The sequence below is a fragment of the Streptomyces sp. Root1304 genome (genome assembly GCF_001426405.1).
Lineage (GTDB): Bacteria > Actinomycetota > Actinomycetes > Streptomycetales > Streptomycetaceae > Streptomyces.
Map to the genome: position 1 here is coordinate 435,622 of NZ_LMEP01000012.1, position 18,254 is coordinate 453,875.

Sequence of the window (18,254 nt, forward strand, 5' to 3'; positions counted from 1 at the left end):
ACCGTCGGCGTGTCGATCGACATGCCGCGCCTCTGAGCACCTCCCTCCCGCCCGTCGGGAGAGGCCGCTCGTCCGATTCCGGAACGCCGCGGGCCCTCGGGTCCGTGTGAGCGGCTGGCTTCAGAGGTTTCGATCCCGAGTGAGAGAGAGATCCGCGTGTACGCCATCGTGCGCAGCGGTGGTCGCCAGCACAAGGTTGCTGTCGGCGACATCGTTGAGGTTGACAAGATTCCCACGGCCAAGGTCGGCGACACGGTCGAGCTCTCGACCCTGCTCGTGGTCGACGGCGACGCCGTCACCAGCGACCCGTGGGTGCTGGCCGGGATCAAGGTCCAGGCCGAGATCGTGGACCACCACAAGGGTGCCAAGATCGACATCCTGCGCTACAAGAACAAGACCGGCTACCGCCGTCGCCAGGGTCACCGCCAGCAGTACACGGCGATCAAGGTCACCGGTATCCCCGCGGCTGCGAAGTAAGAGGGACTGAGACATGGCACACAAGAAGGGCGCATCGTCCACCCGTAACGGGCGCGACTCGAATGCCCAGCGGCTCGGCGTGAAGCGCTTCGGCGGTCAGCTCGTCAACGCCGGTGAGATCCTCATCCGCCAGCGTGGCACGCACTTCCACCCGGGCTCCGGCGTGGGCCGTGGCGGCGACGACACGCTGTTCGCCCTGCAGGCCGGTTCGGTGCAGTTCGGCACCCACCGTGGCCGCAAGGTCGTGAACATCGTTCCGGTCGCCTGATCGGTTCTTTTGCGGAGGCGGGCCTCACTTCCCTCACGGGAAGCGGGTCCGCCTTTCGCGTGTTACTAGATAGACATTCCGTACGTAATAGATGGAGGCACAACCATGACCACCTTCGTGGACCGCGTCGAGCTGCATGTCGCCGCGGGTAACGGAGGCCACGGCTGCGCCTCCGTTCACCGGGAGAAGTTCAAGCCGCTCGGCGGACCCGACGGCGGCAACGGCGGCCGTGGCGGCGATGTGACCCTGGTCGTCGACCAGGCGGTCACCACGCTCCTCGACTACCACCACTCGCCGCACCGCAAGGCGACCAACGGTCAGCCCGGTGCCGGTGACAACCGCTCCGGCAAGGACGGCCAGGACCTCGTCCTGCCCGTGCCCGACGGCACCGTCGTCCTCGACAAGGACGGCAACGTCCTCGCGGACCTGGTCGGCCAGGGCACCACGTTCGTCGCGGGCCAGGGCGGCCGCGGCGGCCTCGGCAACGCGGCGCTGTCCTCCGCGCGCCGCAAGGCCCCCGGCTTCGCGCTGCTCGGCGAGCCCGGTGAGGCGCGGGACGTCGTCCTGGAGCTCAAGACCGTCGCCGACGTGGCGCTCGTCGGCTACCCGAGCGCCGGCAAGTCCTCGCTGATCTCGGTGCTCTCGGCCGCCAAGCCGAAGATCGCGGACTACCCCTTCACCACGCTCGTCCCGAACCTGGGCGTCGTCACGGCCGGTTCGACCGTCTACACGATCGCCGACGTGCCGGGCCTGATCCCGGGCGCCAGCCAGGGCCGCGGTCTGGGCCTGGAGTTCCTCCGCCACGTGGAGCGCTGCTCGGTCCTCGTCCACGTCCTGGACACCGCGACCCTCGAATCGGACCGCGACCCGGTCACCGACCTCGACATCATCGAGGAGGAGCTGCGGCAGTACGGCGGCCTTGAGGACCGGCCCCGCATCGTCGTCCTCAACAAGGTCGACATCCCCGACGGCCAGGACCTCGCGGACATGATCCGCCCGGACCTGGAGGAGCGCGGCTACCAGGTGTTCGAGGTCTCCGCCGTCGCGCGGCTCGGCCTCAAGGAGCTCTCCTTCGCCCTCGCCGGCATCGTCGCGGAGTCCCGTGCGGCCAAGCCGCAGGAGGAGGCGACCCGGATCGTCATCCGCCCGAAGGCCGTCGACGACGCGGGCTTCACGGTCACGTACGACGAGGCCGAGGACGTGTACCGGGTGCGCGGCGAGAAGCCGGAGCGCTGGGTCCGCCAGACGGACTTCAACAACGACGAGGCCGTCGGCTACCTGGCCGACCGCCTCAACCGCCTCGGCGTCGAGGACCGCCTGATGAAGGCGGGCGCCCGCGCGGGCGACGGCGTCGCGATCGGCACCGAGGAGAACGCGGTCGTCTTCGACTGGGAGCCCTCGATGATGGCGGGCGCGGAGATGCTCGGCCGCCGAGGCGAGGACCACCGCCTGGAGGCCCCCCGCCCGGCAGCCCAGCGCCGCCGCGACCGCGACGCGGAGCGCGACGACGCCCAGCGCGAGTACGACGAGTTCGACCCGTTCTAGCGGGTCCGNCCACCGCCTGGAGGCCCCCCGCCCGGCAGCCCAGCGCCGCCGCGACCGCGACGCGGAGCGCGACGACGCCCAGCGCGAGTACGACGAGTTCGACCCGTTCTAGCGGGTCCGGGGGCGACGGGTTCCGTCGGCCCTGGCGACTTCGAAGGGGGTCGGGCCATTGGTCCGGCCCCCTTCGGTTGTTCGGGGCGGTGCGCCGGGACGCCGGGCGGAGTCCGGCGCGGCCGTCCGAAGCCGGTGAGGCCCTCCGGGGCCGAGCCGTGCGAGGGGGGCGGGTGGAGGTTCTGCCCACCGCCTGGAGGCCCCCCGCCCGGCAGCCCAGCGCCGCCGCGACCGCGACGCGGAGCGCGACGACGCCCAGCGCGAGTACGACGAGTTCGACCCGTTCTAGCGGGTCCGCGACCGCGACGCGGAGCGCGACGACGCCCAGCGCGAGTACGACGAGTTCGACCCGTTCTAGCGGGTCCGGGGGCGACGGGTTCCGTCGGCCCTGGTGACTTCGGGGGTCGGGCCGTTGGTCCGGCCCCCTTCCGCCGTTCGGGGGCGGTGGGGGCACGTAGGATTCTCGGGTGAGTGAGAGTTTCCGGCCGTTGGGCCCCGCGTGTGTCAGTGTCGTCGTCATCGCGTACAACGACGCCGCGCACGTCGGTGACGCCGTGCGTTCCGCTCTCGCGCAGGGGGACGCCGTCGGTGAGGTGATCGTCGTCGACGACGCCTCCGGGGACACCACCCCCGAGGTGCTCGCCGGGTTCGCCGCCGAGCCGCGCGTGCGGCCGCTGCTGCGGACCGAGAACAGCGGCGGCTGCGGCACCCCCCGCAACGACGGCATCGCCGCCGCCGTCCACCCCTACGTCCTGTTCCTCGACAGCGACGACCTGCTCCTGCCCGGCGCCGTCGACGGGCTGCTCGCCGTCGCCGCAGAGCAGCGCGCGGACGTCGCCGCCGGTGTCTGCGTGCGCCGCGAGCTTCCCGAGGGCCGCGAGACCGTCTGGGCGCCCTCGCTGTACGACGTGTCGCAGGGCGCCACGCTCCCCGGCACCGTCCTCGACGGCGTCGAGGAGCACCCCGAGTTCCTCCTCGACACCCTCTCGGTGAACAAGCTCTACCGCCGCGACTTCCTCGACCGGCACGCCATCCGCTTCCCCGACGGCGCCTTCCACTACGAGGACTTCGTCTACAGCGCCCGCGTCCAGGCCGCCCACCCCCGCCTTGCCGTCACCGACGTGCCCGTCTACGTCTGGCACGTGCGCCGGCAGGCCGCGACCCTGTCGATCTCGCTGCGCCGCGCCTCCCTCGCCAACTGGGAGCACCGGCTCGCCGCGCACGCCGCCGTCCTCGACGTGTTCCGCACCGCCGACCGGCCCGCGCTCGCCCGCGCCGCGCAGACGAAGTTCCTCGACTACGACCTCCCCATGTACCTGCGCGAGCTGCCGCAGCGCACCGCCGAGTACCGGGCCGGCTGGTGGACGGTCACCCGCGCCCACCTGGCCGGGTTCGAGGCCGCCGCGGTCGCCGATGCCGAGGCGCCCTCCCGCTGGCTGCACGCCGCCTTCTCCGCCCTGGCGGCCGTACCGGAGGGCCGGGAGCTGACCCGGCTCGTCGAGCTGGCCGCGCCCAGGCCCCGGCTCGTACCGCCGTACCCGCGCGCCGAGGACGGCACCCCGGTGCTGGCCGCCGCCCCAGCCGACGTACCCCTGGAGGGTCTCGCGGAGCTCGGGCCCGAGGAGCTGCCGGTTGCCGTGGACGGCGAGGTGACCGTCGGCGCGTCGACGCGGCTGACCCTGACCGTGCACGACCTCTACGGGCGTGTCGCCGCACTCGGCCCCGTCTCCCTCGGCGTGTCGTTCGCCGAGCGGGTCTCCGCCGACGAGGTGGCGGCCGAGGCGCCGCTGCTCCCCGCGGACGAGGGCTGGACGGCCACCGTGACGCTGCCGACCTCGAAGCTGCTGCGCGCGGGCCGGCTCGCCGCCTGGTCGCTCCGCGCCGAGCTGCGCTACGCGGACGGTTCGACCGGAACCGCCGAGGTCAGGGCCCCGCAGGGCTTCGTGGGCCGGCGCGGCATGGTCCTCGGCCGGCTCGGCCGGGTGCTGCTCGTCCAGGTCGTCGCCTCGGCGCGGCGGGGCCTCGTGCTCCGCTTCGCGGGAGGCGCGGTGGGCGCCCGTCAGGTCATGTCGGGCCGCTTCAAGAGGCTGTTTGCCATGCGGTGAACATCACCGAATGTGCGGGAGAGCGCGTATGGAACAATTCCTCCCGCCGGGTAGTCTTTCCGGTCGCCGGGTGGCGCTCATCGCGACGATGTGGCGGCACCCCCACCTTTGAAGGCCGTAGTGCGCCATCGACCGTGGCGCAGGCAGCGCCGCCGCCGGCCGGGACGCGTGCCAGACGTTGCCGCCCCGCACTTGTGAGAGGACTTGGATGCCGACTAGCGACGTCCCTGATGTGAGCGTCGTCATCATCGTCTACAACGATGAGGAACGGCTCCCGCGAGCGGTCCGGTCGGTGCTCGACCAGACCCTGAACAACCTCGAAGTGATCATCGCCGACGACTGTTCGACCGATGGCACCGAGCGCGTCGCGCGTTCTCTGGAAGCTTCCGACCCGCGCGTGCGCTACGTGCGTCTGGAGCAGAACAGCGGCGGCTGCAGCGCCCCCCGCAACCGCGGCATCGCGGTCGCCCGCGCCCCGTACGTCATGTTCCTGGACAGTGACGACGAGCTGCCCCGCCACGCCTGCAAGAGCCTGCTCCTCGTCGCCGAGGAGACCGGGGTCGACTTCGTCACCGGCGAGGTGACCCGTCTCTTCGAGGAGACGAACACCACCGGCCTCTGGTACCCGCACCTCTTCACCGAGAAGCGGGTCGTCAACGGCATCGCCGAGCGCCCCGAGTACTTCTTCGACCACCTGTCGACGAACAAGCTCTACCGGACCGGCTTCATCCGGGACAACGCCCTGACCTTCCCCGAGGGCATCCACTACGAGGACCAGCTGTTCTCCGCGCAGGCCTTCACGCTCGCGGAGTCCTTCGCCGTCGCCCCGTGGTCGGTCTACACCTGGCGGCTCGCCCCGGAGAGCGTCTCGATCTCCTCCAGCCGGCACAAGATCCAGAACGTCGCGGACCGCATCGGCGTGGCCCGGCTCATCGACGCCTGGTTCGAGGAGCAGGGCCGCGGGGAGCTGCGCGCGGAGAAGGACTACAAGTTCCTCCGCCACGACTTCCGCCTGTACCTGGGCGACCTGCCGTTCCGCGACCTGGAGTGGATCGCCGAGTTCGCCGAAGTGGTGAACCCGTACCTGGACGAGATCTCCGACGAGACCTACGCCCGGCTCTCCCGCGAGGAGCGCATCTGCATCCACCTGCTGCGCACCGGCCGCCTCGACGACCTCCAGGTCGCCGCGCGCCAGCTCGGCCGGCCGCAGATCGCCCCCCGCGCCGTGACCGAGCACGACGGCACCGAGTACTGGGGCGCCGTCGCGCCCGCCGACGACACGAGCCGCGCCGAGCTGGACATCAGCGAGTGGTACATGCGCGACCAGGTGCTCGCCACCGGCCGCATCCGGCACGAGCTGACCTCCGTGACGATGCGCGGCCCGGTCATGCGCCTGGAGATCCACACGTACGACCCGGCCGGTCTCATCACCGAGGGCACCGTGGCCTCCGTGAAGCTGGCCGCGCACAAGACGCCGCTCTCGGTGCCGCTGACGCTCCGCCCGGAGGGCGAGGGGGAGTACACCTCCTCGGTCGAACTGGACCTGCGCAAGGTGCCCGTCGGCAAGGTCGGCGTGGCGACCCGTCGCCACCCGGTCGTCGCGCTGGAGCGGGACGGCTCGCGCCGCACCGACATACTGCTGGCCCGGCACGACCAGCCGGACTTCCGCGCCACCGTGACGTACCACACGTTCGGCATCCACCACCTCCGCATCAGGGCGGAGCAGAAGGGTGCCGGCCGTCTGGAGGTCACCTGGGAGCGGTCGGGCGTCCTGAAGTCGCTCGAACCGTTCGGCCCGTACGCCCGCAAGGCCAAGGGCAAGGTCGGCAAGGTCAGGAAGATCCTCGTCGGCAACGAGGGCAAGGCCACCGCGTACGACGCCGTGTCCAGGCTCCCGCGCAAGCGCAGCCTCGCCGTCTTCGAGGCGATGGAGGGCCGCGGTTACGCCGACAGCCCGCGCTACATCTACGAGGAGCTCAAGCGCCGCAACCTCCCGATCGACGTGGTCTGGGCGTACTCCGGCGACCGTTCGTCCTTCCCGAAGGACGTCACCCTCGTCAAGCGCGGCAGCTTCGCGTACGGCCGGGCGCTGGCCCGCGCCACCTACTGGGTGGACTCGCACAACCTGCCGTACCTGTACCCGAAGCCGAAGGGCACCCGGTACCTGCAGACCTGGCACGGCCAGACGTTCAAGGCGATGGGCTTCGACGTGCCGTCGCTGCGCGGCGCCTCGGACATCGAGAAGGGGCGCTTCCGCGCCGCCGTCGGCCGCTGGGACGCGCTGGTCTGCCCGAGCGCCGAGTTCGAGCGGACCTTCGTCCCGGCCTTCGAGGTCTCGGCCGACCTGATCCGCTCCGGCTACCCGCGCAACGACGTGCTCGTGCGCTGGGCCGAGCCCGAGCAGCAGACCAGGGCCGCCGCCGTCCGGGAGGCCCTGCGCATCCCGGCCGGCAAGAAGGTGCTGCTCTACGCCCCGACCTTCCGCGACGCGGCCCGCCGCACCGGTCAGTCGGTGCGCGTGGACCTGGAGGCGCTGGCCCCGCACCTCTCCGACGAGTGGGTCATCATCGTGCGGACCCACCCGTACGACCGGTTCACCATCACCCCGGAGCTGGGTCACTTCCTGCGCGACGGCTCCTCCTACGCCGACATCAACGACGTGATGCTGGCCTCGGACGCGGTCCTCACGGACTACTCGTCGCTGATGTTCGACTACGCCAACACGGGCCGTCCGATCCTGCTCTACACGGACGACTACGAGGCGTACAAGGGCGGCGACCGCGGCACGTACTACGACCTCGAAGAGATCGCGCCCGGTCCGATGCTGACGACCACCGAGGACCTCGCCGCCGCCGTGCGGGACCTCGAGGGCACGCAGGAGCGCCACGCCCAGCGGTACGCGCGCTTCCAGGAAATGTTCTGCTCGTACGAGACCGGCCACGCCAGCAAGATGGTGGTCGATGCTTTTTTCGAAGGCGGCACCCATGACTGAGGCCTCCCCTGTCCGCAACGTGTTCTTCGTCGGCATCGACGTCGACTCGATGGGTGGATCCCAGCGGGTGCTGCACACCCTCGCCCAGGGCATGGGGGAGCGGGGTCACCGGGTCGAGCTGATCGGCATCCGGCCCAGCCCCGAGCCCTTCCCGTACAACGCCACGCGCGCGTACCGGCACTCGACGCTCTACCCGGCCCCGTCCGAGCCCAAACCGCCCGTGCGCACGGTCGGCGACCGGCTCAGCCTGGCCCGGCGCGCCGACACCCGGCGGGCGCGCTCCGACCGTGACAACGCGCGGGCGGAGTTCGAGCGCAAGCTCGCCGAGGTCGAGGACGGCTACATCGTCTTCGGTTCGCCGTGGGCGGTGGACTGGGTCATGCCGCTGAAGTGGCGTCACCTCAAGGCCATCGGCCAGTACCACGAGTCCTTCGCGCAGGCGAAGCGCAGTGCCAACCTGGGCCTGATCCGGCGCCACTACCCGGAGCTGGAGCAGACCCTGGTGCTCTCCGAGGGCGACGCGGTCGAGTTCGTCAACCAGCGCGTGCCGAACGTGCGGGTCATGCCGAACCCGCTGCCGTTCTACCCGGACGAGCTGGCCCCGCTCGACACCCGCAAGATCGGCGCGGTCGGTCGGCTCGACCCGATCAAGCGGTACGACCGGATGATCGAGGCCTTCGCGCAGGCCCACAAGGGCCGTGACGGCTGGGAGCTGCACCTCTTCGGCGAGGGCCCGCTGGAGGAGGAACTCCGGATGCGCGCCGAGGACCTCGGCGTCGCCGAGCAGGTCGTCTTCCGGGGCACGGCGCAGGACATGGCCGCCGCCTACCGCGAGCTGTCGGTCGTCGCGATCAGCAGTGAGCGCGAGGGCCGCCCGATGGCGCTGGCCGAGGCCGCCGCGTGCGGTGTGCCGTGTGTGAGCTTCGACGTCTCCGGCGGTGTCCGCGAGCTCGTCGCGGACGGCGTCACCGGCACCCTGGTGCCGCCGGCCGACGTGCCGGGACTCGCCGCCGCGCTCGGCGAACTGATGGACGACGACGAGATGCGCCTGCGGTACGGCAGGGCGGGGCGCGAGCACGTGGCGCACCTGGCGCTGCCGCACGTGCTGGACCAGTGGGAGGCGGCGTTCGAGGAGATCGAGCGCTAGGTCGTGCCGCGGGTCCCCGGACCCGTGTGGCCGCACGTACGGAAAGCCCCGCCGGGACACCTCTCCCGGCGGGGCTTTCCGCGTCCGGCGGGCCCGGCCGGGCCCCGAGGGGCATGGCTACACTGTCGGAATGACCTGGCTCATCACCGGCGGCGCCGGTTACATCGGTTCCCACGTCGTCAAAGCAATGACCGAGGGCGGCGAGCGCGTCGTCGTGGTCGACGACCTCAGCACCGGCAACCCGGCGCGCGTCCCGGCCGGCATCGTCCTCGAAGAGGGCACGGTCCTCGACCGCGCGTTCCTCGACCGGGTGCTGCGCGAGCACGAGATCACGGGCATCGTCCACCTGGCGGGCAAGAAGCAGGTCGGCGAGTCGGTCGAGAAGCCGCTGTACTACTACCACGAGAACGTGACGGGTCTGCAGACCATCCTCGACGCGGCGGCCTCGGCCGGCGTCAAGAGCTTCCTGTTCTCGTCCTCCGCCTCCGTGTACGGCATGCCCGACGTGGACCTCGTCACCGAGGACACCGCCTGTCTGCCGCTCAGCCCCTACGGCGAGACCAAGCTCGTCGGCGAGTGGATGGCGCGCGCCGTCGGCCAGGCCCACGGTCTGTCCACCGCCTGCCTGCGGTACTTCAACGTGGCGGGCGCGGCGGCCCCGGAGCTCGCCGACACCGGTGTCTTCAACCTGGTGCCGATGGTCTTCGAGCGGCTCGACGCCGGCGAGTCCCCGCGCATCTTCGGCGACGACTACCCGACGCCGGACGGCACCTGCATCCGCGACTACATCCACGTCGCCGACATCGCCTCCGCCCACCTGGCGGCGGCCCGTGCGCTCGCGGCGGCGGGCGAGGCCGGCGAGACGGCCACGCTGACCCTGAACATCGGGCGCGGCGAGGGCGTGTCGGTGCGCGAGATGGTGAACCTGATCAACGAGGTCACCGGTCACAGCATCGAGCCCCTGGTCACCCCGCGCCGGCCGGGCGACCCGGCCCGCGTGGTCGCCTCGGCGGAGCGCATCGAGTCGGAGCTGGGCTGGAAGGCGCAGCACGACGTCCGCGCCATGATCACCTCCGCCTGGGAGGGCTGGGGCGCGAACCGGGCGGTCGGCGCGACCGTCTGAGGTCGGAGGTCTGAGGCCTGAGGTCTGAGCGCTCGCAGCGGTACCAGCGGTACCAGCGGTTCTCGCGGTTCTTCGTGAAGGCGGGGCGTCCCGGTTCGGGGCGCCCCGCCTTCACGTGTGCTCAGGGCCGGTGGATGCGGTTCACGCGGTAGTACGTGGCCGTGCACTGCGCCGCCCAGTCCCGCGCGTAGGAGGAGGCGAAGAGCGGTTCGCTGAGGCCGCCGATGAGGAGCGGCCGGTACGCGACGTCCGGGGCGCCCGCCGCCTCCGCCCTGATCCGGGTGTTCTGCCGGTCCCAGGCCACGCTGCGGACCACCGTGTCCTTCGTCAGCGTGTACACAGGCTGTACCAGGGCCGCCGCGCTCCCGACCGCGACCGCGCCGGCCGCCACGAGCGTCGCCGCGCGTCCGGCGGGCCGCCCGGCCGCCCGCAGGCGCCGGCCGAGGACGTGGCCGCCCCAGGCCCCGTACGCGCAGAGCGCGAGCAGCAGCGGCAGGAGGAAGCTCGTCCAGGTGCGGCCGTACGTCCAGCCGACGTCCCCGTACCCGCTGCGCAGCCCGAGGACGACGGCGAGCGAGGCGAGGGCGATCAGCGGCAGCGGGAGCAGCACCGCCACCAGGAACAGTCGGCGGGGCGGGAGTCCGGCGGACGCACGGCGGGCGGTGGTGGCCGGCCGGGGTGTTCCGGCGGCCAGCGCCAGGCCGAGGAGCACGCCGACGGCGACCGCCCCCAGATACGCCCACTGGCTTCCGACCGTCTGCCAGAGGCGCCACCAGTCGTGGAACGTTTCTCCGATCTCCGCTGCCGACATCGGCTCCTGTGGATGCTGGGCGCGCCGCCACCGGGCGCCGGGGGAGGTGTAGAGCAGGGTCAGGCCGGCGGCGAGGCCGAGGCAGGCCGCCGCGCACCAGGTGCTCACGTACCGGTCCCGGGCCCAGCCGAGCCGGGGCAGACGGAGCACGCCGACGGTGACCGCGAGCAGCCCGGCCACCAGGGTGAACGGTTCGCTGAGCATGCCGACCGCCGTCCCCACCAGGAGCGCCGAGACGACGGCGGCGGTCCTCGCCCACCGCAGGCCGCTGCGCGCGGCGCGGACGGCGCCGAGGACCATCCAGAGGCCGATCACGCTCGGCAGGGTGTGGGAGATGGTCGCCGGCGCCCAGAGGAGTACCTGATAGGTGCGGGTCCCCGCGAAGAACAGCAGCGCCGAGAGGAGCGCGGCGGCGGCGACCAGCGGCACGACGGGCGGGGCGACGGGATCGCCGCCCGGTTCCGCCGCCGGGCGCAGCGCGCGCACCGCCGCCCGGCCGAGGAAGAACAGCCCCGTGCCGAGCGCGACCACCAGGAAGGCGGGCAGCAGCTTCGGCCCCCGCATGTCGTCGGAGTAGAGCAGGCCGGTCAGGAACGCGTTGGTGACCCGGCCGTTCTGGGTGCGGTAGAAGTCCCCGGTGATGCCCAGGACGCCCATGTCGCGGACCTTCCAGAGGGCGCACCAGTCGTCCGAGGTGGGGCGTACGTAGAGCCCGAGGAAGGCGCCGACCGCGAGCAGCGCCCCGGCGCCGGCGGCGACGACGAGCGCCACCGGGGGGAGTGCCCGCCACAGTCCGTCCCCGGAGTCCTCGTCCCGGCCGCGGTCGTTCCGTCCGTCGTCGTCCGGCATCCGTCCGTCACCACGCTCCGAGAGGGTCGTCCTGCTCACCGGTCATCGCTCCACGGGGCTCTATGGGTGACAAAAGGGTAAAAATGCCACGTATATCAATATCTTCCCTTCATGCTTTGCTGCATGGACGACATGCCGACCGGGGTCGGTCACTCGGTCGACGCCGGACGGTCACCGCCGCTCCGTACCCTGGCCGCGCTGCTCGAAGGAGAGTTCGGTGGCGGTCCCTCAGGACGTACTCTCGCCCATCCCTCTGGAGTGACCGTTCCATGACCAGGCTTTCCGTCGTCGTCCCCTGCTTCAACGAGGAAGATGTCGTCGAGCGCTTCGACGCGCGCATGCGCCAGGTGCTCGACGCGCTCCCCGTCGGCTACGAGATCTGTTACGTCGACGACGGCAGCTCCGACGGAACGCTGGCCAAGCTCCGCGGGATCGCCGCCCGGCACCCGCACCGCACCCAGTACGCCTCCTTCAGCCGCAACTTCGGCAAGGAGGCCGCCATGCTCGCCGGGCTGCGCAAGTCCACCGGCGACGCCGTGGTCATCATGGACGCCGACCTCCAGCATCCGCCGGAGCTCCTGGCGCGGATGCTCGACCTCCACCACCAGGGCCACGATCAGGTCATAGCGCGGCGCACCCGCGAGGGCGACAAGAAGCTGCGCTCTGCCCTCAGCCGGATGTACTACCGGGGCGTCAACCGCTGGGTCGACGTGGAACTCACCGACGGCGTCGGGGACTTCCGCCTGCTGTCCCGCCCCGCCGTCGACGCCCTGCTCTCGCTCCCCGAGTACAACCGCTTCTCCAAGGGCCTGTTCTCCTGGATCGGCTTCGACACCGTCACCTTCGACTACCAGAACGCCGCACGCGAGGGCGGTGAGACGAAGTGGAAGTTCAGCTCCCTCATCAACTACGGCATGGACGGGCTGATCTCCTTCAACAACCGTCCCCTGCGCATCGCCCTCTGGCTCGGGATGATGCTCAGCGGCCTCGCCGCGCTGTACGCCGTCTGGGTGACGGCCGCCGCCGTCACCCAGGGCGTCACCGCCCCCGGTTACGTCACCCTGGTCGCGATCATCGTGGGTCTCGGGGGCGTGCAGATGGTGATGCTGGGGCTGATCGGCGAGTACATCGGCCGCATCTACTACGAGACCAAGCGCCGGCCGCACTTCCTCGTGAGGGAGACCCACCGCTCCTTCGGCCGGGGCGCCGCCGAACGCGCCGCCGCCGAGCGCATCCGCGTCGTGGCCGCCGAGGGGGAGCGCTGATGGCGGCCGGCGCCGGCGCGTCCCGGCGCGGCCGGCTCGCCCAGATATTCCGCTTCGCGCTGGTCGGCGGGGTCAACACCGGGACCTTCTTCGGGTGTTACCTGCTGCTGCACCCCTGGATGCCGTACTTCGCCGCGTACTCCCTCGCCTTCCTCCTCAGCATGGTCGGCTCCTTCTTCCTCAACACGTACTTCACCTACCGCACCCGGCCGACCTGGAAGAAGTTCGCCCTCTTCCCGCTCACCAACGTCACCAACTACCTGGTGCAGAGCGTCGGTCTGTACGCGCTCGTCACCTGGGCCGGAATGGACGACCGGATCGCGCCACTCGTCGCCGCCGTCGTCGCCATCCCCTTCACGTACCTGATCTCCCAGCGGATCCTGGTGCCGCGCGGCGCCGGAGCGGACGCCGAGGACTCCGGTCCAGGGAGCGAAACGGACGAGCGGCAGCCCTCCCGCCTCGCGTAGATTGCCTGGCAGCCGCGGCCCGGGAGCGCGCGGCACGCAGGACAGCCGAGTGAGGACGACGCAGGTGGCGACGCACGTGACGACGGAGATGACGACCCAGGTGGCGGCAGGCGCGGACGTGGCGCGACCGTATGTGACGGAGGCCCGCAGGATCGTCGTCAAGGTCGGCTCCTCCTCGCTCACCACCGCCTCCGGAGGCCTCGACGCCGACCGCGTCGACGCCCTCGTCGACGTCCTCGCCAAGGTCCGCAGCGGCGGCGAGAAGGAGATCGTCCTCGTCTCCTCCGGCGCCATCGCCGCCGGGCTCGCACCCCTCGGCCTCACCCGCCGCCCCAAGGACCTGGCCCGCCAGCAGGCCGCCGCGAGCGTCGGCCAGGGCCTCCTCGTCGCCCGCTACACCGCCTCCTTCGCCCGCTACGGCGTTCGCGTCGGACAGGTCCTCCTCACCACCGACGACACCAGCAGGCGCGCCCACTACCGCAACGCCTACCGGACCCTCGACCAGCTCCTCGCGATGGGCGCCCTGCCCGTCGTCAACGAGAACGACACCGTCGCCACCGACGAGATCCGCTTCGGCGACAACGACCGGCTCGCCGCCCTCGTCGCCCACCTGGTCCGCGCCGACCTGCTCGTCCTGCTCTCCGACGTCGACGGCCTCTACGACGGCGACCCCGCCAAGCCCGGCACGTCGAGGATCGCGGAGGTCGCCGGCGCCGCGGACATCGCCCACGTCGAGATCGGCTCGGCCGGCAAGGCCGGGGTCGGCACCGGCGGCATGGTCACCAAGGTCGAGGCCGCCCGCATCGCCGCCGCCGCCGGCATCCCCGTCGTCCTCACCTCCGCCAGCCGCGCCGCCGACGCCCTCACCGGCCGCGACACCGGTACGTACTTCCACCGCACCGGCCGCCGCTCCGCCGACCGGCTCCTCTGGCTCGCCCACGCCTCCACCCCGCAGGGCTCCCTCACCCTCGACGACGGAGCCGTACGCGCCGTCGTCGAGGGCAAGAAGTCCCTGCTCGCCGCCGGTGTCGCGACGGTCGAGGGCGACTTCGTGGCCGGTGACCCCGTCGAGCTGCGCGACACCACCGGCCGGGCCGTCGCCCGCGGCCTCGTCAACTTCGACGCCAAGGAACTACCCCGGATGCTCGGGCGCTCCACCCACGCCCTCGCGAAGGAACTCGGGCCCGAATACGAGCGCGAGGTCGTCCACCGCGACGACCTGGTCGTCATCGGCTGACCCCCGCGCCCCACCCGAAACGGCTGAAAGTGCGGCCATCCGGAAGGGACGTTTACCAAAACCGCCCCAAGTGCCGCCTCGGACTGGTCAACTTTGTCTCGGGGGTAAGAGCAAGGCGGGGTACAGCACCACACGCATCACACAGGAGGCCGCCGGTGAGACGAGCGCGCCCTGGGGCACCGCCCCGCGGGACTGCCGAACGCGCCCTGACCAGTGTCGAGGCCGGAGCCGACTTCGACGAGGCACGGGACGGGTCCGAGAACAGGAAGACCGAACCCAGCACGGAGACACGCGAGGTGCGGGAGGCACGCGAGGCACGGGCCAAGGAACAGCCCGAGTCCAAGCTGTGGCACATCACCCTCAGTGTGTCGGGAATGGAGTCACCGCTGAAGGAGGTACGACGCGGGCTGGAACAACTGGCCCATGACCACCCCTTCCTGCTGACCAGCCGCTATGCCAACGACCACGCCGAGATCCGGTACTGGGAGGAGGCCCGCGACCTGCACGACGCGGCGGCCGTCGCCCTGCGCCTGTGGGGCGAGCACCGGCAGACCTCGAAGCTGCCGCCGTGGGAGATCGTCGGCCTGGAGGTCATCGACCGCGAGACCTACCACCAGCGCATCGCGGAGGGCTACGGCCCACCGCCGGCGGCGCCGGTCGGCGTCCACCCGTACTGAGCGGCACGTCTCGGAGTGCGGGATACGTGAGGGATGTCCGCAGGGGTGCCAGTACCCTGCGGGCATGACCTCGCTCACGCCCCTCGACAACCTGTCCCCGGTCACCCGGGCCGCCTACCGGGCCCGTGGCGCCGCCGCCGAAATCGCGCCACTCCCGCGCGCGGCGAAGGACGACGCCCTGCTGGCCGTCGCGGACGCCCTGGAAGTCCGTACCGCCGAGATCGTCGAGGCCAACGCCGAGGACATCGCCAAGGCCCGCGAGGCAGGCACCAGCGAGTCCGTCATCGACCGGCTCACCCTCACCCCCGAGCGCGTCCGGGCCATCGCCGCCGACGTCCGTCACGTGGCCGCCCTGCCCGACCCCGTCGGCGAGGTCGTCCGGGGCTCCACCCTCCCCAACGGCATCGACCTGCGCCAGGTCCGCGTCCCGCTCGGCGTCGTCGGCATCATCTACGAGGCCCGCCCCAACGTCACCGTCGACGCCGCCGCCCTCTGCCTCAAGTCCGGCAACGCCGTCCTGCTCCGCGGTTCGTCCTCCGCGTACGCCTCCAACACCGCCCTGGTGAAGGTGCTGCGCGACGCCGTCGGCGGCGCCGGCCTCCCCGCCGACGCCATCCAGCTGGTCCCCGGCGAGTCCCGGGAATCGGTCCGCGAGCTGATGCGCGCCCGCGGCCTCGTCGACGTCCTCATCCCGCGCGGCGGCGCCTCCCTGATCCGGACGGTGGTCGAGGAGTCCACCGTCCCCGTCATCGAGACCGGCACCGGCAACTGCCACGTCTACGTCGACGCGGAGACCGACCTCGACATGGCCGTCGACATCCTCATCAACTCCAAGGCCCACCGGGTCAGCGTCTGCAACGCCGCCGAGACCCTCCTCGTCCACCGGGACGTCGCCGAGGCCTTCCTGCCCAGGGCCCTCGAAGCCCTCGCGGAGGCCGGCGTCACCGTCCACGGCGACGAGCGGGTTCTCGCCCTCGCCGAGGGATCCAAGGCCACCGTCGTCCCGGCCACCGCCGAGGACTGGGAGACCGAGTACCTCTCGTACGACATCGCCGCCGCCGTCGTCGAATCCCTCGACAAGGCCGTCGAGCACATCCGGATGTGGTCCTCCGGCCACACCGAGGCGATCGTCACCACCTCGCAGGCCGCGGCCCGCCGTTTCACCCAGCTGGTCGACTCGACCACGGTCGCCGTGAACGCCTCCACCCGCTTCACGGACGGCGGACAGTTCGGCTTCGGCGCGGAGATCGGCATCTCCACCCAGAAGCTGCACGCCCGGGGCCCCATGGGCCTTCCGGAGCTCACCTCGACCAAGTACATCGTCACCGGTGACGGTCACGTGCGGTAATCACCTCCTTTCGGTACGGGCGGGGAGGCTTCGCACTCTCCCTGCCCAAAACCACCTCGCGGGTCTACTCTGAATCCGTGCCGGACGACGTGGGGGGCACGCCGTTCCAGAACGGCGGGGACCCTGAGGACTCTGTCGACCGCGGAGGCGCCGACGAGGTCTACGCCGACGTGGTGTTCGACGAGGAATTCGTACGGGCCGCGACGGTGCACGAGCCGACCGCGGTCGAGCGGCTGCTCGCCGCCGCCCAGGCCCGTGCCGAGGCCGAGGCGGCCCGCGCCCGCGCCGGTGCCGGCCCCGTCGACGACGACCCCTACGGGGACTTCCACGACACCTCCGACCTCACCTACGAGCCCGACGACGTGGGCGACGACGCCAGCCCCTACGGCCGCCACGGAGGCGCCCTGCGCCCCTACCGGGGCAGCGCTCGCTGGCACCGGCCCGTCGCCTGGCTGCTCGCCCTCGTCATGGGCGTCGGCATGGTCGCCCTCGCCTTCAGCGCCGTCTACCGGGGCGCGGCCGCCAACCGGCAGGACCAGGTCCCGCCGCCGGCCACCACAGGCGTCGACACGCCCCAGCCCCATCCGGCGGCGCCCGCCGCCCAGGCTCCCGCGCTGCGGTCCGCGTCCCCCGGGTAGCGGTCCGTCACCCCCACGCACCCTGACGGGGGAATTCTTCCGAACTTGTCGCGAAGCCGGGCGTTTACGGAAGCCCCCGCGGACCTACCCTGAAGGTATGGCAGGCCGTGGCGACCCGCCTGAGGGGACGCCCGAGGGGTTCCCCGGCGGTGGTGAGGACGAGTACCGATCCGTCGTCTTCGACGAGGCGTTCGTCCGCGCTGCCCGCCTCCAGGAGTTCTCCGCCAGCGAGCGGATGGGCGAGCACGCACAGGCCGTCCGCAGCCGGGCCTCCGCCTGGGAGCGCAGAAGCGGCTCCCGCCAGGCCCTCATGCTGGTCCTGCTGATCCTCCTCGCCTTCGGAACCGCCATCTACCTGGGCGTCCGCAACCCGTACCAGCCTCCCGTCGACCAGCGGGCCGAGCCGCTGCGGACCACCGTGGTGCCGCTCGCCCCCCGGGGCCCGGTCCCGGGCGGTGTGCCCGAGCGGCTCTTCGACCACAGCCCCGCCGCCGCGTACCGCACGGGCGCCGCCGGCATCGGCCTGCCCGTCCCCGGCAGCACCACCCACTTCGCCGAGAGCCAGGTCGGCGCGGCCCTCGGCATCGCCAAGGACTACCTCGTGGCCTCCGCGCTGGACCCCGACGTCCTGTCCGGGACGACCGTGCGGCCCCCGCGCCTGCTGCTCGACCCGGACCAGCTGGACCAGTTCGACCGGAGCGTCCAGGCACCGGCGGACGACGGCCGGCACGCCCTCGCCGCCTGGCTGATCCGCTTCGACCCGCGGCAGGTCGTCCTCGCGGATCCCGCCGCACGCGTCCAGGGCACCCTCCGCTTCGAGGAGACCGGCCCCGACACCCTGGACGTCACCGCGGACCACACGTACACCTACGCCCTGCGCCCGGCCGCCCACGGCCCGGGGCCGGTCGCGGCGGCGTCCCTCTTCACCGTCCATCGCGTGGTGCACTTCCGCTTCGACCGCGAGGACCTGCGCATGCACCGGGCCGAGCTGCTGACCAGCACCGTCGAGGCGGGACCCCAGGCGTGCGGCGCGGACACCACCGGCGCCCTGAAGCCGCTCCTGGCGGGCGCGCGGGCCCCCGGGCCGGGCGACGGACCGGCGCTCACCGACCCGTACGCCACGGCCCGCCCCGCCGCCCCGTCCCTCTGCGGAGCCCTGGCCCCGAGCGCCCAGCCCTCGCCCTAGCCCGGGCC

At 72.0% G+C, this 18,254-nt stretch carries 15 protein-coding genes; 14 read left to right on the forward strand and 1 reads right to left on the reverse strand.

All coding sequences use genetic code 11. The features are described 5' to 3' along the window. The first annotated feature begins 156 nt into the window (after positions 1-156). The 7 genes from rplU to galE all read left to right on the forward strand — a co-directional run bounded on the left by rplU (position 157) and on the right by galE (position 9,768). On the forward strand, positions 157-477 hold the full coding sequence (rplU, locus tag ASD33_RS14830) for a 50S ribosomal protein L21 (protein WP_056558958.1): 321 nt from the start codon (positions 157-159) through the stop codon (positions 475-477). A 13-nt stretch (positions 478-490) separates the two neighbouring features. Continuing rightward, positions 491-745, forward strand: a complete 255-nt coding sequence (gene rpmA, locus ASD33_RS14835) for a 50S ribosomal protein L27 (RefSeq protein ID WP_056558961.1) — start codon at positions 491-493, stop codon at positions 743-745. Positions 746-850: 105 nt separating this feature from the next. Continuing rightward, on the forward strand, positions 851-2,290 hold the full coding sequence (obgE, locus tag ASD33_RS14840; RefSeq protein ID WP_056558964.1) for a GTPase ObgE: 1,440 nt from the start codon (positions 851-853) through the stop codon (positions 2,288-2,290). A 578-nt stretch (positions 2,291-2,868) separates the two neighbouring features. Further along, positions 2,869-4,506 carry a glycosyltransferase gene (locus ASD33_RS14845; RefSeq protein ID WP_079044780.1) on the forward strand — a complete coding sequence of 546 codons (1,638 nt, stop codon included), beginning with the start codon at positions 2,869-2,871 and terminating at the stop codon, positions 4,504-4,506. A 208-nt stretch (positions 4,507-4,714) separates the two neighbouring features. Next, positions 4,715-7,498: a CDP-glycerol glycerophosphotransferase family protein gene (locus tag ASD33_RS14850; protein WP_056558970.1), complete on the forward strand. Its 2,784-nt coding sequence runs from the start codon at positions 4,715-4,717 to the stop codon at positions 7,496-7,498. Continuing rightward, on the forward strand, positions 7,491-8,645 hold the full coding sequence (locus ASD33_RS14855; protein WP_056558973.1) for a glycosyltransferase: 1,155 nt from the start codon (positions 7,491-7,493) through the stop codon (positions 8,643-8,645). The genes ASD33_RS14850 and ASD33_RS14855 overlap by 8 nt, the downstream gene beginning before the upstream one ends. Positions 8,646-8,775: 130 nt before the next feature. Beyond that, complete coding sequence (gene galE, locus ASD33_RS14860; protein WP_056558976.1) at positions 8,776-9,768, forward strand: UDP-glucose 4-epimerase GalE; 993 nt, start codon at positions 8,776-8,778, stop codon at positions 9,766-9,768. A 121-nt stretch (positions 9,769-9,889) separates the two neighbouring features. Here galE and ASD33_RS14865 read toward each other — a convergent pair whose 3' ends face one another. Next, positions 9,890-11,467, reverse strand: a complete 1,578-nt coding sequence (locus ASD33_RS14865) for a hypothetical protein (RefSeq protein ID WP_056558979.1) — start codon at positions 11,465-11,467, stop codon at positions 9,890-9,892. 230 nt (positions 11,468-11,697) lie between these two features. On the opposite strand from ASD33_RS14865, the gene ASD33_RS14870 reads away from it, so the two are divergent. The 7 genes from ASD33_RS14870 to ASD33_RS14900 all read left to right on the forward strand — a co-directional run bounded on the left by ASD33_RS14870 (position 11,698) and on the right by ASD33_RS14900 (position 18,246). After that, a complete protein-coding gene (locus tag ASD33_RS14870) occupies positions 11,698-12,693 on the forward strand; it encodes a glycosyltransferase family 2 protein (protein ID WP_056558982.1) in 996 nt (331 codons plus the stop codon). Further along, positions 12,693-13,160 carry a GtrA family protein gene (locus ASD33_RS14875; protein ID WP_056558986.1) on the forward strand — a complete coding sequence of 156 codons (468 nt, stop codon included), beginning with the start codon at positions 12,693-12,695 and terminating at the stop codon, positions 13,158-13,160. Before ASD33_RS14870 ends, ASD33_RS14875 begins: the two co-directional genes overlap by 1 nt. A 133-nt stretch (positions 13,161-13,293) precedes the next feature. Continuing rightward, on the forward strand, positions 13,294-14,397 hold the full coding sequence (gene proB / locus ASD33_RS14880; protein ID WP_056561396.1) for a glutamate 5-kinase: 1,104 nt from the start codon (positions 13,294-13,296) through the stop codon (positions 14,395-14,397). A gap of 155 nt (positions 14,398-14,552) precedes the next feature. Next, positions 14,553-15,074, forward strand: a complete 522-nt coding sequence (locus ASD33_RS14885; protein ID WP_056558989.1) for a hypothetical protein — start codon at positions 14,553-14,555, stop codon at positions 15,072-15,074. Between the two features lie 64 nt (positions 15,075-15,138). Next, entirely contained in the window at positions 15,139-16,422 is a 1,284-nt protein-coding gene (locus ASD33_RS14890; protein ID WP_056558992.1) for a glutamate-5-semialdehyde dehydrogenase, read from the forward strand. Between the two features lie 77 nt (positions 16,423-16,499). Further along, complete coding sequence (locus tag ASD33_RS14895; protein ID WP_056558994.1) at positions 16,500-17,060, forward strand: hypothetical protein; 561 nt, start codon at positions 16,500-16,502, stop codon at positions 17,058-17,060. 97 nt (positions 17,061-17,157) lie between these two features. Then, on the forward strand, positions 17,158-18,246 hold the full coding sequence (locus tag ASD33_RS14900; protein ID WP_056558998.1) for a hypothetical protein: 1,089 nt from the start codon (positions 17,158-17,160) through the stop codon (positions 18,244-18,246). The last annotated feature ends 8 nt before the right edge of the window (positions 18,247-18,254 follow it).

What these genes read in the sequence shown, in the direction of transcription:
- rpmA (WP_056558961.1), top strand. Translation starts at nt 491, where the DNA reads ATGGCACACAAGAAGGGCGCATCGTCCACCCGTAACGGGCGCGACTCG.
- obgE (WP_056558964.1), top strand. Translation starts at nt 851, where the DNA reads ATGACCACCTTCGTGGACCGCGTCGAGCTGCATGTCGCCGCGGGTAAC.
- ASD33_RS14850 (WP_056558970.1), top strand. Translation starts at nt 4,715, where the DNA reads ATGCCGACTAGCGACGTCCCTGATGTGAGCGTCGTCATCATCGTCTAC.
- ASD33_RS14855 (WP_056558973.1), top strand. Translation starts at nt 7,491, where the DNA reads ATGACTGAGGCCTCCCCTGTCCGCAACGTGTTCTTCGTCGGCATCGAC.
- galE (WP_056558976.1), top strand. Translation starts at nt 8,776, where the DNA reads ATGACCTGGCTCATCACCGGCGGCGCCGGTTACATCGGTTCCCACGTC.
- ASD33_RS14870 (WP_056558982.1), top strand. Translation starts at nt 11,698, where the DNA reads ATGACCAGGCTTTCCGTCGTCGTCCCCTGCTTCAACGAGGAAGATGTC.
- ASD33_RS14875 (WP_056558986.1), top strand. Translation starts at nt 12,693, where the DNA reads ATGGCGGCCGGCGCCGGCGCGTCCCGGCGCGGCCGGCTCGCCCAGATA.
- ASD33_RS14890 (WP_056558992.1), top strand. Translation starts at nt 15,139, where the DNA reads ATGACCTCGCTCACGCCCCTCGACAACCTGTCCCCGGTCACCCGGGCC.
- ASD33_RS14900 (WP_056558998.1), top strand. Translation starts at nt 17,158, where the DNA reads ATGGCAGGCCGTGGCGACCCGCCTGAGGGGACGCCCGAGGGGTTCCCC.